At 40.5% G+C, this 14680-nt stretch carries 11 protein-coding genes; 2 read left to right on the forward strand and 9 right to left on the reverse strand.

Annotated features, from left to right (window positions below; genetic code table 11):
• Nucleotides 1–25: 25 nt before the first annotated feature.
• From addA to AC6CHS_RS13550, 4 genes are all read right to left on the reverse strand, one after another.
• On the reverse strand, nucleotides 26–3760 hold the full coding sequence (gene addA, locus AC6CHS_RS13535) for a helicase-exonuclease AddAB subunit AddA (protein ID WP_498236861.1): 3735 nt from the start codon (nucleotides 3758–3760) through the stop codon (nucleotides 26–28).
• A gap of 15 nt (nucleotides 3761–3775) precedes the next feature.
• The gene (addB, locus tag AC6CHS_RS13540; RefSeq protein ID WP_498236863.1) at nucleotides 3776–7267 is read right to left on the reverse strand and encodes a helicase-exonuclease AddAB subunit AddB; all 3492 of its coding nucleotides are present in this window, start codon (nucleotides 7265–7267) and stop codon (nucleotides 3776–3778) included.
• Nucleotides 7268–7568: 301 nt separating this feature from the next.
• Complete coding sequence (lepB, locus tag AC6CHS_RS13545) at nucleotides 7569–8120, reverse strand: signal peptidase I (RefSeq protein WP_498236865.1); 552 nt, start codon at nucleotides 8118–8120, stop codon at nucleotides 7569–7571.
• A 58-nt stretch (nucleotides 8121–8178) separates the two neighbouring features.
• Nucleotides 8179–8835, reverse strand: a complete 657-nt coding sequence (locus AC6CHS_RS13550) for a TVP38/TMEM64 family protein (RefSeq protein ID WP_498236867.1) — start codon at nucleotides 8833–8835, stop codon at nucleotides 8179–8181.
• Nucleotides 8836–9220: 385 nt separating this feature from the next.
• On the opposite strand from AC6CHS_RS13550, the gene AC6CHS_RS13555 reads away from it, so the two are divergent.
• A complete protein-coding gene (locus AC6CHS_RS13555; RefSeq protein WP_498236868.1) occupies nucleotides 9221–9610 on the forward strand; it encodes a YhjD family protein in 390 nt (129 codons plus the stop codon).
• On the opposite strand, the gene AC6CHS_RS13560 is transcribed toward AC6CHS_RS13555, so the two are convergent.
• From AC6CHS_RS13560 to AC6CHS_RS13580, 5 genes are all read right to left on the reverse strand, one after another.
• Entirely contained in the window at nucleotides 9558–10085 is a 528-nt protein-coding gene (locus AC6CHS_RS13560; protein ID WP_498236869.1) for a competence protein ComK, read from the reverse strand. The two genes, AC6CHS_RS13555 and AC6CHS_RS13560, sit on opposite strands and share 53 nt — an antisense overlap.
• A gap of 225 nt (nucleotides 10086–10310) precedes the next feature.
• Nucleotides 10311–11849 carry a long-chain-fatty-acid--CoA ligase gene (locus AC6CHS_RS13565; protein ID WP_498236870.1) on the reverse strand — a complete coding sequence of 513 codons (1539 nt, stop codon included), beginning with the start codon at nucleotides 11847–11849 and terminating at the stop codon, nucleotides 10311–10313.
• A gap of 182 nt (nucleotides 11850–12031) precedes the next feature.
• Nucleotides 12032–12166 carry a hypothetical protein gene (locus AC6CHS_RS13570; protein WP_498236871.1) on the reverse strand — a complete coding sequence of 45 codons (135 nt, stop codon included), beginning with the start codon at nucleotides 12164–12166 and terminating at the stop codon, nucleotides 12032–12034.
• 182 nt (nucleotides 12167–12348) lie between these two features.
• Nucleotides 12349–13344 carry a lipoate--protein ligase gene (gene lplA, locus AC6CHS_RS13575; protein WP_498236873.1) on the reverse strand — a complete coding sequence of 332 codons (996 nt, stop codon included), beginning with the start codon at nucleotides 13342–13344 and terminating at the stop codon, nucleotides 12349–12351.
• A gap of 74 nt (nucleotides 13345–13418) precedes the next feature.
• A complete protein-coding gene (locus tag AC6CHS_RS13580; RefSeq protein WP_498236874.1) occupies nucleotides 13419–14150 on the reverse strand; it encodes an MBL fold metallo-hydrolase in 732 nt (243 codons plus the stop codon).
• A gap of 99 nt (nucleotides 14151–14249) precedes the next feature.
• Between AC6CHS_RS13580 and yhfH the strand changes: the two genes are divergently transcribed.
• Nucleotides 14250–14378 carry a protein YhfH gene (gene yhfH, locus AC6CHS_RS13585; RefSeq protein WP_081779362.1) on the forward strand — a complete coding sequence of 43 codons (129 nt, stop codon included), beginning with the start codon at nucleotides 14250–14252 and terminating at the stop codon, nucleotides 14376–14378.
• Nucleotides 14379–14680: the final 302 nt, after the last annotated feature.

Below are 14680 nucleotides of genomic sequence, written 5' to 3' on the forward strand. Positions count from 1 at the left end.
ATGCTCTAACTTGAAAACTAAGAGTTTAGTTTTTTTCTTCTATAGGTACTTTTATCAATTGCTGTTTGGAAAAGAAATAGAGGTATGTTTCCTTTACAGGTTTTTTCCAAATCTTCTCTATGGCATGTCGATAAAGTTTTAATTGGGTGCTATACCGATTAATCAACTTTTGTTTCATCTTATCAGTCATCTCGCCATGAATGGCATCTGATTTATAATCCAAAATAATCCAACCATCCCCATATGGGACTAGACAGTCAATCACACCTTGCACCAAAACTCTCTCCTCTATAGGATTCTCCCAATTGGCATATACTTCACTTGTCGGGAGAGACAGGCTAAAGGGGACCTCTCTTCTTACCATAGGTGCTTCCATCATAAAGCGCGCAATATCCGTTTGGAGGAAATGTTCAATAGCAGTCTTGTCCACTATAAACGCCTCATCACGTGTCAGCTTTTCTCTCTCAACCAATTCTTCAATAAATGTTTCTATCTCCAAGCGGTTTAAGGCTTTTGTTAAAGGGATATGTTGCATTACAGTATGTAACACTGTCCCCTTTTCAGCTGCAGTGACGGTTTTCTCTTTTTGCATAAAAAGTGGCCTTTTTGCAATCGGTGCTTTAAATGGTGTAACAAGCTGGTCTGCGCTATATTCATCCTTCAGCTCCCGCTGTCTTTTTATTTCCGTGACGGACTGTTTCGCCCTTGATTTTGAAGCCTCTATATAAGGATATTGATAGGATAGTCGCTCATCAACAGTATCAGCTAATTGCTCATCATCGACTTTAACAGGTTGCCATGCTTCCAGATTTTCACGCAATGAGAGCTCTGTTTCGTCATTCGTTTCATCGAGGTTGGCTAATTCACTACCATGTACTACATTTACATTCCAGCTGGAAGGATCAACACGTATTTCATCAAGTACAGCATCCTGTAGTTCTTCTTCTCGCAATATCTCTGTTGTTTGATGACGGATTAGTGCAGGCCCCACCCAGTCTAAATAGGTTTTGGATTCCATACGATAATGTGCGGGCAGCACCCATTCCGAATGGTCGAGCATTTTCTCCCACTTCTGCCGCTTTTTCTCGAAGGAAGCAACATTCCCTATCATGACAAGTTTTTCTTTCGCACGTGTTAGGGCAACATAGAGGACCCGCATTTCTTCTGCAAGCAACTCACGAAGTTTTTCCTGCTTCAAGGCCTGGAAAAACAATGTCGGATATGTGATACGTTTCACAGGATCAATATATTTACTAGCAAAACCAAGATCTTTATGCAGCAAGTACTTTTGGTTTAGATCCATTAAGTTAAATTGCTTGTCCATTGCACCAAGGATAACAACAGGAAATTCAAGCCCCTTACTCTTATGGATGGTCATAATTCGAACCACATCCTCCTGTTCACTTAATGCACGAGCCGCTCCAAGGTCATCTCCTCGCTCTTCCATACGCTCAATAAAACGTAAAAAACGGAACAAACCACGAAAAGAGGTATTTTCATAGGACCTCGCCCTGTCATACAACGCTCTTAAATTAGCTTGACGTTGTCTTCCACCAGGCATCCCACCAACAAAGTCATAATAGCCAGTTTCCCGGAAAATATCCCAAATTAAATCTGATAACGCCCCTTGGCTTGCGGCCATACGGAAAGCATTTAATTTAATTAAAAACTGTTCTAACTTATCAGCAACAGGTCCTGTTTGTTCCTTTTTGAACTGCATTAAGGCTTCATAAAAACCCTTGTTTCGGCCAGCAAGCCGAATGGAGGCTAGATCATCTTCCGTTAAGCCAACAATTGGTGACCGAAGGACGGATGCAAGGGGAATATCCTGTCTTGGATTATCAATCACTTTTAATAAACTGATCATTATTTTTACTTCAATGGCCTCAAAGTATCCAGTTGAGATTTCGGCATATACGGGGATCCCTTGCTTTTTTAACTCATCGGCAATCGTTGGAGCCCATGTCATGGATCGCATTAGTATTACGACATCACGATACTGCATATCCCGTTGTGTTTGGGTTGCCTTGTCAACTACTTGTAAGGGATCCGTGTGCTTCTGTCCGATCCAGCCTTTTATTTTCTCGGCATAGGCTCTTGCTTCAATTTGGGCCTTTTCCAAATCACGATAATCCTCTGCTCCACTATCGTCATCTTTTTCCTCTTCTGCTTCTCGATCGATGATAAGCAGTTCTGGTGCTGGTTCTGTGTGCGGCAACATGTCATACATTTTATTTCCATAGATTAGTTCAGCGTTTTGGTCATAATCTACCTCTCCCACTGTTTCATCAAGGATCTGTCGGAAGATATAGTTTGCTCCAACCAAAACATCCTCTCTGCTTCGGAAATTGCTTGCAAGGTCGATACGCTGTCCCTGTTCTTCTTCCTTGGCAAAGCGTTTGTATTTTTCAATGAAAAGGGTCGGCTCAGCATGTCGGAAACGATAAATACTCTGTTTTACATCTCCTACCATAAACATATTCCCTGGTCCAGTTTGATCACTGAGCAGACGTAAGAGTGTTTCTTGTACTAAGTTTGTGTCTTGGTATTCGTCTACAAGCAGCTCACTAAACTTCTTCTGAAACTGAATGGCGACCTGGGAAGGTACTGGTTCATCCTGTGTTGTTGGTTCTTCCATAAGCAATTGCAGACAAAAATGTTCCAGATCTGAAAAGTCTACAATTGCTTTTTCTCTTTTCTGTTTAGAAAATTCTTCTTTGAACGCTTTTACCAACTCTGTTAGCTTTCTGATCACAGGTGCAAGTTCCCTCATGTCCTCCACATGGCTTTCGAGATTACGGCTAAACCATCCTTGCTTCATATCATTCCATCGTTTTTTGTAGCTATCGCGTAACGCTTTAACCTTCTTTTTCTTCGTTTCATTACAATCCATTTTCTTTGAGGATAGCTTGGCAAACGTGCTTTTCACCATATACTCTTGGAGCATATTCCAGTCCTCTAAATGAGCCTTCGCTTCTTGTAATCCTGTTAAATCTAACTCAATGGTTTCTGCATATTGGTATGGCCCATCACTTTCCTTTGTCATATCCATGGCCAGTTGCATCTCTTCTTCCATTGCATTAAACTGGCTGCGAACCTCCCGTTTCATAATGGTTAGCCACGAAAGGGTATTTTCTTCCCAACTTTCAGAGACAGCATAGGTGTCAGCAAGCTGGTCTAGCCAATTGTCAGGGTTTGGATTTTGCACGGCGAAGGTATACAGGTTTAAAATCAAATCCTCCACCTCTGCGTCACTGCGGTCATTGGAAAATCGATCGACGACAGAAAAGAAAGCCGCCTGTTCACTTCCCTCTTCGCCGTACCATTGTTCAAATAAGTCGTCCATTACTTCCTGCTTAATTAAATCTGCTTCCATATCGTTCGCAATCCGAAATGATGGATCGATATCAAGCAAGTACGCATACTGTCTCACCACATCTAAACAGAAAGAATGCAATGTGGAGATAGAAGCTCGTTGTAGTAAGGAGACTTGCTTTTTTAAATGCTGAGAATGCGGCTCTTCGGCCAACGCCTTTTCTAAGGCCTCGCCAACTCGATTGCGCATTTCTTGTGCTGCTGCATTGGTGAACGTCACAACAAGAAGAGAATCAATGTCCACAGGATGCTGTTTATTTAATAGCTTTTGGATAATCCGCTCTACGAGTACCGCTGTTTTTCCAGAACCGGCTGCTGCGGCAACAAGAACATCCTTTCCTCCTGTATAGATAGCCTCTTCCTGCTCTTTGGTCCATTTAACCATTCTACTTCCTCCTCCCTAACGTGTGAGATCCTGCTGAATTTTCTCTAGTATTTCATCGTCTTTCATATCTGATAATTTACGATAATTATTTGTCTCTAATTGTGGATCAAACTGACACACAGACTGAAAAGGACAGTACGTACACGCCACATTCTGTTTATGCTGGTATGGATTCAAGTGTACGCCACCCGCTGTCATATCGATTCCTGCCTGCATCATCAACTGATGAATGTGCGACTGGAGACTGGAAAATGTTTCGTTGTCAGCAATCTTTGAATAGTTATAAAAACCACCATTCTTTTTCATCCCAGCAGGTACAATTTGACTCGAACCAGAATCCAAGGATGTATCCATCATTTTAACAATTTCTTCATCCGACAAGAGTAAACCTTGCATTTTATATTTTTTAAAGAGTTCTTCTTGAATTATTTCGTCGTGCAGTTTCTGATTCCCTGAAATCATTGGGTTATGAACATGGAAATAAAGCACCCCAGCAGGCGTTGCCTTTGACCCAAGCCACTGTTCCGAATGGGATAAAACAACATCTAGGTAAGCGAGCATCTGTAAGGCTAGGCCATAATATACTTCAATTAGGTTTAACCCTTTTGCGCTAGATTTGTAATCGATGATTCGCAAGTATAATTCTTGTTGATTTAACGCCTTGTCTACCCGGTCAATTCTTCCCCGGAGTTGTAACTCATACCCATTCGGCAATGGCAAATTAAGTGGCGGAAGCGTCTGTCCTGCACCAAATGCTAGTTCCAAACCCACTGGAGAAAAATTACTTTGTCTCGCTTGCTCACTTAACACAAAGGCCGCTCGGGCAATGACTTCCTGTAATTTTTGTTGAATATATTTATAACGATTGGAGCTATGCAATATTTGATGCTGTAGAATTGGCGCTAGATTGGTTACTGCTTTTTGTGCATAGGAATCGGTATCTTGCTTAGACAACTGAGCAAAGTCTTTCCCTTCGGTCCGTATCCACTCCGTAATTGTTTTTAATGCCTCATGGAAAAGCTGCCCGATATCAGGAGCATCCAGTTTATACGTTTTTCTTTCCTCAAGCCCGAGACTATACTTGGCAAAATGCTGATAGGAACAGCGATAATAGGTTTCCAATCTAGATACACTTGCTTTTACCTGTTTCGGATAAAGCTCTTGCACTGTTTTGGAAGAAAGATCTAGTGGCCTATTCTCGTAATATAAGCTTTGCAGTACATTATACGTTGTGCTGTATTTGTCATGATGGCTTACATACCAGTTCAATACATGCCACCACACAGGCTGTACCGGATATCCTTTACGATTACGCGCAAGCTGGGCAGTTAAAGCAGATCTTGTTTTCACAGGCGTTGTAATAAAGCGCTCTGCCTCCACAAGCTCTTCAGGATCCTGTAGTAACAAATGATCACAGCAAACTGGAAATAGATCCTCTATTCGTTTAATGAGCTGGGAGGGCATTTTTGACTTCCCTTCCCCATCACTAAGCGGATAACTGACATATAGTTTGTCCTTTGCAGCTGTGAAGGCAATATACATATAAAACCAATCATCGAGTAATTGGCGCTTACTACCATCAGCGAGCTGTAGACCATGGTTTGCAAGCAATTCCCTTTCCTGTTCACTAATCATGCCATCAGTTTGAGGTTTCATTGGCCAAACTCCTTCGTTCACGCCAAGTAAAAAGGTGCAGGAAATTCCGCTAATTCTCGAACGGTCTATAGTTCCCACGATGACATGATCAATCGTCGGGGGCACATGTGCAAAGGTTAGGGTCTCAAACCCTGCGTCCAGCGTTGCCCTGAATGTATCCAATGTCATGGTTTCATCTCCAGCCATTTCCACAATCTCATCCAGTAGCTGTAGTATCCCTGTCCAAACCTGATCTTGTTCACGGCCCTTTTCAACATCTCCTTGCTCATCATATACATCTCGCATTTTTTCAAGTGTGGATGGGACCTTTATTTCCTCCAAGAAAGTGAAAAGGACTATCGCCCTCTCTCGTATGGTTGTTGCCTGTCTTATCGCTTCATCAAATGGCTGTAGAGCTTGTACCACCTGTTGGCGATATTTATTAACACGGGTTTGGACTGCCTTCTCTGTATCTGTCTGTGCTGTCTCATCAAATCCCCGGAAACGCTGGAACACCCACTCTTCCTTGCCCATCCAACGCTCTCTCGAACGAACGCCATATTCCAGCACATAGTTTTCAAGTTCATCAATTGCATCAGCTGTCAGGGGATATTCGGTATCGGTTGCAGGAATAAAGCCAGTCTTTAACACTCGGAAAATAGCATCGTACCGCCAATTTCCTTCTACCATATCTAAAACAGAGCGAATCAGTTCAATTAATGCATGATTTAACATCGTTCTTTTTTCATCAATAAATACAGGTATGTCATAATCACTAAATACCGTTTTAATCAAATCATGATATGTGTCTGTCTCACGCAGGAAAACAGCGAGGTCCTGATAGCGATAGTTTTCTTCTCTTACAAGACGTATGATCTCCTGTGCTGCTCCCTCTACTTCAACCCGTGGATGAACTGCTTCCCTAATTTTAATCGGAACGTCTCCATCGTAGCTGGGAGCTGGTCTAGTATCAAAATGACGTTCTAAATGGGCAAAATATGGCCGACTTTGAAATCTTCCATACTTCGGTTCTAACACAACCGTTTCTTCCTGAACAATTCCGTTCTCTTCTGCTATCTGCTTCACTACGTGATACGTTTCGGTCGTTTGATAGAACAAGCTTAGTTCCGAAATCTCCGTCTCCTCGGGACGGTCGACCGTTAGAGCGATGGTCACCCGTTTGCATTGCTTCATCAATGCCTCAACGACCCTTAGCTCATTCGGAGTGAATTGGTGAAAGCCATCAATATAGATTTCCGCCTGCTTTAAAGAAGCAGCTTCATGGATTTTATCTGCTAGAAGCTGGAGCTGGTCTTCGCTGTCTATATAATTTTCTTGCAGTGCGGTAACTAATTTTTCATAAATATATTGAAGATCATCTAATTTGTTAACAAGTGCTTCTTCTCCGGGCTCTTTATGAACATATTGGTTGATGTCATCCATTTGCCGATGAAGGGATTCAGGGGTAATGTTATAACGCTTGAATTCCGTGATCATAACTTCCAGTTGTTTTAAAAAGCCCTGTTTTTCAATGGCCTTTTGAAAGACACGCCAGTCACCCTGTTTCTCCTCAATAATCTTACGCAGCATCATCTGTACGCCAACAGAGCTAATAAATTGTCTAGTTCCGCCCCCCGTTTCTTGAAATACACGCCAGGCTAGTCTAGAAAAGCTAGAAACCTGTGCGCGGATACTGCCAACCATCTCCTTATCATGGAATAACTCATATTCCTGCTGAAATGTCATTTGGTCTGGCACAATATAAAAAATAGGCGATCCCTGTGGGTCTTCCTGTAGTTTCGCTTTTATCTCGTCTATCGTTCTACCACTTTTTCCTGTGCCCGCTCTTCCTGCTAAAAATCGGAGTCCCATAATTCTTCTCCCCCATTTTCTATTTATTAGATAAAACCGCGTTCGCTCCTCTTTTAGCGAATGTGTATGTTTTCCTTATCCTTGCAATTACAAAAGTTCAACTAAGTCGTCATGGCTTCCTAGCTATAAATTATGTTTTTACATTGTGTAAACACTAGCGTAAAACTCTCATATTAAGAAAAGGGCTGGTCATAATACACAGCCCTCTATATTAAATTTCCTAAAACAATCCGTCCAATTTATCTAAAGGATAACTTAAAAAGCTTCCACCTTCTATTTTACCAAAGATGGAAGCTCCTAGCTATTTGCCAAGACTTAAACTTGTTTTGTTCAATGGCCAATATTTAATATCTACTTTCCCAACAAGTTGTTCTTGCGAGATAAAACCAAACGCTCTACCGTCAAGACTATCCTGCCTGTTATCTCCCATAACGAAAAGCTTTCCTTTAGGCACTACTTTTTCACCCGTAACTTCGTCTAATGTAAAATCTGACGTATACGGTTTTGTTTCACTTGCCTTTACATATGACTCGAGAAATGGCTCCTCCACGTATTTGCCGTTAATGTAAAGTTTATCATTCTCATAGGAAATTTCATCACCGGGTAGGCCGACCACCCTTTTCACGTAATCCTCTTCCTCATTTGCATGAAATACAATGACATCAAAACGTTCGGCCTGTGTCAAATCATAAATTACTTTATTTACCATAAGCAGATTTCCATCATAAAGGGTTGGTTGCATGGATTCACCATCAACTACATAGCTAGCGAACAGTAAAGAGCGTAATCCTATAACCAACACTGCTACGATCAATATTACGGGGATTAGCTTACGAAGTCTCCATTTTTTCATCGTAATTAAGCCTCCAGGGTTTTTCTTCTATCATATTCATACCCTGTTTGGCGGTGTTTTAATCGTTTTCAAGTTCCTTCGCTTCTTTTAGCAGCGCCTTCTTTTCCAGACTTTTTTCGATAATTTTCCCCACGATCCAAAAAATGGCAATACAACTTCCTACAATAATAGTACGCATTGGATTTTTAGCAAACTCCGTGATACTTGAACCGATATACGCTAGGGAAAAGATCATAACCGATTTACCTAAAAGCACAGCAAGGACGAACTGTTGAATACTAATTTTCGATAGACCTGCAACCACATTAATTACAGCAGACGGGGAAAACGGAAAGCAGGTCAGCAAAAATAGAGGTCCGAATCCATGCCTTTCCAGCCATGTTGTAACTTTTTTCACTTGTTTATTCTTTCTGATTTTCCCAAAAAAAGACCTTTTCCCGAGCTTTCGGATTATCAAAAAAACAAGAATAGCTCCGAGACTTGAACCAGCCCAGGATAATAAAAATCCCTCAAGCAATCCATAGGCAGCAGCATTTGCAAAGACAAATACGACGAGAGGCAAAAAGGGAAGAAATGCTTCTATGAAAGGTAATAAAATACCTGGTAGTGGGCCAAGCTGTTCGTATTCGCCGAGCAGGTGCATGATGTATTCATCCAACCTGTCTTCTTCAAACATCATTCTCCAATCAGTTAGTGCAGTGTTTATGGCGTCCATTTAGTGAAATCTCCTCATTATGTATAAAATGAAACTTCTTAGGTAGGGTTCTTACCTCCCCCGCCAAAGTTAGTTGAATGAACCTTTACTGGTAGTTGATCCCTCGAATTCTTGAAGTGGAAACCTTACTGCCCAGTATAGGCGAGATAAATATGTTTACCTAGTCCGTATAGTTTCTTCTACTATGTCACTATTCCCATACAAATGGTTGCATAACCTCCATTTATATGCCTATTTCTACTTTTATTTTAATGGAAACGACGTAAAATGCATAGGTATAAAAAGGAAAACAGCCACTTTCTTTCCTGCTTTAATAATTTGGTTGTATTTTTTCTTCATTTTAACATATAATAGAGGAACAAATGTTCTATTCGGAGGGGAGACCATGCGCTATCTTACAGAGGAAGAGCGGCATATAGCCTCACGATTTCTATTTCTTTCAATGGCGATCGTGGTGATACAACAGGATATACAGCATATTGAAAGAGGTGCGTTTAAAATTAAGGAACCCTATATGGAGCTTTTGGAGACCATGACGACAGTAGCAAGTGCCGAACGGAGGGAGCTACGTACACAAATGAATAAAAGGAAAATAGAGGTGGTGACCTTACACAAAAATGATTCCTTCTCTTCCTTTCTCTTTATTTGCCAGGGCAGAGAGGAAAAACGGAATTATTTTAACCCAGCGATTCGTAAAAAGGTGCATGCTATTATACAGGAGCTTATGCAAAAGTCTCTGCCGCCTTTTCCGAAACCTGTTTCTGCAAAAACCTAATGCGATTATCTAGCAAATATCGGAATTGGGCTGTGCGCTGAACCTGGTTTAGCATGGAACCATAGGAAACAGATAAATTCACTTTTTTTCCATTCTTGAACATAATCTCTGTTCCCTGCCCTGCGGCGTCAAGAATATGATCAATATGCGAATGGGCAATCCAGGAACATTGTTTACTTGATGGTGAAGTAGTAGGAAAGAAGTACATGCCACTGAGAGGATCTACGGAGATAGGGGCCTTATGGGTAATTCCACAAATATCGCGTGTCCCATCCTGTCTTCCTTTTAGACTGGACCCAAAGAATTTACAGGCATGGTCCATTACTTTGCTTGCAGGTACTGCCACTGTATAATCATTCTGTTCTTCCATTACATAAGTGACAAGGTTACCGGCTGCATCCTCTTCAGTTAGGAGAGCCATTGTGAGTGGGGTAATTTCAGGTGTAGGAGCGTAGATGTCTTCATTAAAAAACATACATATCATCCTTTCACTAAACAGTGAAAGAAAGTGGCTTAATAATAAATCTACCAAACTATTACAAATAAATAAAGACATTAAGACCAATTTATGAGAAAAATTTAAATTTTATCCATAATAATAGTCCCTGCCGCTATATTTGCCACAGAGACTGTTATTTATTTATCATTGTTCATTTTTAAAGTTATAGTTACAATTATCTTCTCAATTATTCTGTCTCATTTAACTATTTACGCTACTTTTGAGACTTCTTCTTAGTATCTTTCCAGTTGTGTTTTTCGGGAGTTCTTCAAGAAATTCAATTCTTGTTGGAATTTTATAGTTAACAAGATGGTCTTTAGAAAAGTCTATTAAATCTTTTTCGCTGATCTCTGGATCATCAACTACGGCAAAGCAAGTCACAGACTCTCCACTCTCGGGATGAGGCTCCCCTATCACCGCAACTTCTATGACATTTGGATGTGTATAAAGGACTTCTTCTACCTCCCTTGGATACACGTTATATCCTCCAACAAGGATCATATCCTTTTTTCGATCGACAATATAAAAATAACCGTCTTCATCAACCCGTGCCATATCCCCGGTATAAAGCCAGCCATCCATTAAAGCTACCTCTGTTTCCTCAGGCATTTTATAATAGCCCTTCATGACATTAGGTCCACGCACAATGAGTTCACCCACCTCACCTGTTTCCACTTCCTCACCAAACAAATCGACCACTTTATTTTCCACATTCCAGATGCTCGTTCCAATTGAGCCAGCTTTCCGGGGACGATCAATTGGGTTAAAACAGGTAACGGGAGACGCCTCAGATAAACCATAACCTTCTGATAATTGGATTTGAAATGTTTCTTCAAATGCCTCCAATAAAGATACCGGCATTGCGGCACCACCAGAAATACATAGACGAACCTTTCCGAATTTTGGTCTCTGCCCTTTAACAGCCTGTAAAAGATAATTATACATTGTCGGTACACCAGCAAAAACGGTAGCTTCCCTTTCATTGGCTACACGTAGTACATCCGCGGGTGAAAATTTAGGGATAATTAGAATGGTGCCTCCATTCATCAATGGCGCATTTAGCGATACAGTCAAACAGAAAACATGGAACATTGGGAGAGCTGCAATCATGCGGTCTTTCCCATTAATCCCTAGATAATCTGCTACGTCCTTGGCATTTGAATAAATATTTCCGTGAGAGAGAACAGCACCTTTAGGCTTCCCTGTCGTACCAGAGGTGTACAGAATAATTGCCGTATCTTCATCATCTAATACCGGCCTCTCGAAATCCCCTTCGCCTTTTCCCACCAGTTCAGAAAACGTTTTCATTATTGGTAGTAATAAATTTTCCTGTACTGTTATCCCAGCTCCTGAATCACAGGAAATATAATGTTTTACACTAGGTAAATCTTGATCAATAGAAGCCAGTTTCTCAAGGATTACATCCATGGTGATGATCGCTTTCACATCTCCATTATGTAGGATATAGGACAACTCATTCGCAGTGTACATAGGGTTTACCGGAATAACAACGAGGCCAAGTCTTAAGGCACCATATAGGCTAATTACATAATATGGTGAATTACCTACGATCAAGGCAATATGGTCCCCCTTTTTATAACCTAAAGCCTCCATACTGGAAGCAAACCGCTGTACGGCACCTTCCAAGTCTAAGTAGCTTGTTTCCTTCCCCTCGAAAATATACGCTATCTTTGCCGGGTTTTCCTTTGCTGTAATCGATAGTTGATCACTGATATTCACAAATAAACCTCCCTTAAATAGTGGTGAATGAATAGTCATTCATTAAGTTACCAAAAAAATAGTTTTATATTTTATGCTTGTCTTTATTATAAAGTAGCCTTAATTTGTTTTCAAGCAATTTTGAAATTGTTGACAATTAAAAAGGATCTATTGAAAAATTAAGTGGTTTGTTAACGGCATTTTTAGATTTGGTTTGGTAGCTCTCGATTCAGTTCACCCGCCTCTCGATTCACTTTAGTGCATTCTCGATTCAGTTCACCTGCTTCTCGATTCACTTTGGCGCATTCCCGATTCAGTTCACCTGCCTCTCGATTCACTTTGGCACACTCTCGATTCAGTTCACCCGCCTCTCGATTCACTTGGGTGCAATCCCGATTCAGTTAATCGCTTCCCGATTCACTTTGGCACACTCCCGATTCACTTCACCAGCTTCTCGATTCACTTTGGCGCCTCCTCCTATTTTTCCAATTATAAAAAGCTCACTGAGGTGAGCTTTCTCTTAATAGATTAAATTAATAAAGTCTTCTTTTGTAATTTTCCCAAGATAATGCGGCACATCGACACCGGCTAAGGCTTCTTCAATTGATTTTCTTTCATGACGAACGCCTTTTAGTTTATACTCAATTACTTCCACACTACCAACCCCAAAGAAGTCGCCGTAGATTTTACAGTTTTCAATAATCCCTTTTTTCACATCAAGACGAACATCAACGAGACCTGCATCAAACTTATGGGACTCTTGAATATTAAAGGAAGGTGATTTACCATAGTTCCATTCCCAATTTTGATAACGTTCCTTGGAAATTTGTTCTACGTTATTCCAATCTTCCTCTGTTAATTCATATTGTGGGACATCTGCAATGTCTTCCACATCAAAAACATGTTTTAAAATGGTTTCTTTAAACTCGTCCATAGTTAGAGACGCTTCAAGAAATTCGGAAATATTAGCGACACGGCTCCGAATGGATTTAATTCCTTTTGATTCAATTTTTTCTTTTCTCACTTTTAAAGCAGACACAACGTTCTCGATTTCTGAGTCGAACATTAATGTCCCATGGCTAAACATCCGTCCCTTGGTTGAGAACATAGCATTGCCAGATATCTTCCGTCCATTAGCTGCCAAGTCATTTCTTCCTTGTAGCTCAGCTGGCACCCCAAGCTTATTTAAAGCCTCTACCATCGGCTGGGTGAACTTCGCAAAATTTTGGAAACTATTGCCGTCATCCTTGGTAATAAAGCTGAAGTTCAAGTTCCCTTCATCATGGTACACAGCACCGCCGCCAGAAAGTCTGCGAACAACCTTAATACCATTTTCATCAACATAGCTTGTATTAATTTCTTCAATGGTATTCTGATTGCGCCCAATGATAATAGATGGCTTGTTAATGTAAAATAGCAAATATGTATCGTTCTCTCCAAAATTCTGTAGTACATACTCTTCCAATGCCAGATTTACCATTGGATCTGTAATTCCTTTATTATCTATAAACTTCATACCAATTAACCTCCCAATAGGATATATCCACCATTAAGTTTAAGGCATCTATCTCGCTAAATCAAAAATAAGGTTTAAGCTTGCCAAATTAATCCTTCTTTCGCAAGTAATACAGTTCCATTGTATTGCTCTTTTGCTTCTTCTACTAATTGCTTCGTGTCTCCATATTGAGGAAGATGGCTTAGCATTAAAGTTTTCACTCCAGCGTTTCCCGCTATTTTCCCACCTTCTTTACTCGTCATATGTCCAGCACTCGCTCCATTTTGTGTAGCATAAAAGTTGCAATCCGTTATCAGTAGGTCAGCCCCTTTTGAAAATGGGATCCACTCTTCTTTAAAACTGCTGTCCGCTGTATATACTATCGTATGCTCACCGTCTGTTATCCGCATTCCGAAGCACGGAACCGGGTGAACGGTTTGCAGAAAACTTATTTGAAATGGCCCAATATCTACAGATTCATCTGGCTGATAAGCTTTTCCCTCTGTGTACTCGTGTGACAAGGTAGCAAATCCTTCTTTATCCAACACATGCCCATAGATTGGAAGAATGCCATCAGCACCGTTCACATAATAATTTACTAGCTTTGCGTACTGAAGCACACCAATATCTGCCACATGGTCCTCATGATAATGAGATAAAATAACGGCATCAAGCTCTGTCACTGGTATATACTGTTGAAGCTTAGATAATGATCCGCTTCCTGCATCGATCAATAAAGAAAACCCGTCTTTTTCTAACAGATAAGAAGACGTTGCACCACCTGGGGCAGGATATCCTCCCCAGAAACCTATTACAGTTAATTTCATAACGACACATCCTTTTTTGCATTTTGTTGTAACACAGTATTGACAATTTTCATACTGTTATAATACAATAACATTATCTTAGCAAAGGAGGATTCACATATGTTTAAAGTTATGGAGTTCTTTCGCAATCTGCCAAAGAAGAAGTGCAGTCAATGTGGGCTAGACATGGTAGAACAAGCCGACTGTTATGGTAATCTATGTGACGAATGTGATCATCCCGCAAGATAAATAATTTTACTCTTTTCCACTGTACTATAACACTTACTAATCTATCTAGTTTAAAGCAGCTATCGCTTCATAGCTGCTTTTTTCTGGTACCTTTCATTCTTTCCTCTTTTTAATGAAGTGAAACTGCTATCAGTGGGGGTTTTCATACTTCCCCCACTGATTGTTAGTTATTAAACAATCTATTAGAACCTTTTTTTTAATACCTTCCCCTCCTTGCTATCCATAATAACAAGTAATACGTTTTTCAAACTGAAAAGACTTTTAAATTAAGCGATAATTCTATCATTTCTGCTTACAATATA

It is taken from the genome of Oceanobacillus sp. GQ8 (genome assembly GCF_059758495.1).

What these genes read in the sequence shown, in the direction of transcription:
- AC6CHS_RS13550 (WP_498236867.1), bottom strand. Translation starts at nt 8,835, where the DNA reads ATGGACGCCATAAACACTGCACTAACTGATTGGAGAATGATGTTTGAA.
- addA (WP_498236861.1), bottom strand. Translation starts at nt 3,760, where the DNA reads ATGGTTAAATGGACCAAAGAGCAGGAAGAGGCTATCTATACAGGAGGA.
- lplA (WP_498236873.1), bottom strand. Translation starts at nt 13,344, where the DNA reads ATGAAGTTTATAGATAATAAAGGAATTACAGATCCAATGGTAAATCTG.
- AC6CHS_RS13555 (WP_498236868.1), top strand. Translation starts at nt 9,221, where the DNA reads ATGCGCTATCTTACAGAGGAAGAGCGGCATATAGCCTCACGATTTCTA.
- yhfH (WP_081779362.1), top strand. Translation starts at nt 14,250, where the DNA reads ATGTTTAAAGTTATGGAGTTCTTTCGCAATCTGCCAAAGAAGAAGTGC.
- lepB (WP_498236865.1), bottom strand. Translation starts at nt 8,120, where the DNA reads ATGAAAAAATGGAGACTTCGTAAGCTAATCCCCGTAATATTGATCGTA.
- AC6CHS_RS13580 (WP_498236874.1), bottom strand. Translation starts at nt 14,150, where the DNA reads ATGAAATTAACTGTAATAGGTTTCTGGGGAGGATATCCTGCCCCAGGT.
- addB (WP_498236863.1), bottom strand. Translation starts at nt 7,267, where the DNA reads ATGGGACTCCGATTTTTAGCAGGAAGAGCGGGCACAGGAAAAAGTGGT.
- AC6CHS_RS13560 (WP_498236869.1), bottom strand. Translation starts at nt 10,085, where the DNA reads ATGTTTTTTAATGAAGACATCTACGCTCCTACACCTGAAATTACCCCA.